The sequence below is a fragment of the Paraburkholderia sp. SIMBA_054 genome (genome assembly GCF_046534875.1).
Classification (GTDB): Bacteria; Pseudomonadota; Gammaproteobacteria; order Burkholderiales; family Burkholderiaceae; genus Paraburkholderia; species Paraburkholderia hospita.
Window position 1 is genome coordinate 1 of record NZ_JAWRXV010000232.1, and the last position, 495, is coordinate 495.

At 68.3% G+C, this 495-nt stretch carries 1 pseudogene; it reads left to right on the forward strand.

The window, feature by feature from the left end:
• Positions 1–463, forward strand: a pseudogene (locus SB822_RS54910) (PilZ domain-containing protein); the annotation flags it as partial.
• Positions 464–495 lie beyond the last annotated feature (32 nt).

Sequence of the window (495 nt, forward strand, 5' to 3'; positions counted from 1 at the left end):
CTCGTGATGCTCGGCGCGGCCGTGAGCGTCGCGCGTGAGGCGAAGCAGATTCGCGGCAGCCACCGCGTGCCGATGAGCATGCCGGCCACGCTCTTGCTCAGCGACGGCACCACGGTCGCGTGCATGACGAGCGACTACTCGACGGGCGGCCTCGGTCTTCACGTCGCGCCCGGCCTGCCGCTCGTTGAAGGCGACTGGCTGCAGGTGTGCGTGAGCCGCGGCGACCGGCAGTGTGCAGTTCGACGAGTTGACGCTCGAGCAGGAACGCCAGCTCGTGCAATGCACGTTCGGCCGCGCGGACGCATGGATCGCCGCCGCCGACGAAGCGCGCACCGAGGAAGACGCGCCGTTGCGCGGGCTCGCCGAAGTGGTGCTGATGGGCGCCGAAGGTTATTCGCGCCTGCTGCAAGGCCTGTCGCAGAAACTGCGCGCGGTGTTTGCGCTGGACGAAAGCCGCTATTGAAGCATTGAGCTATTGAACCGCCGGCGCGAGGC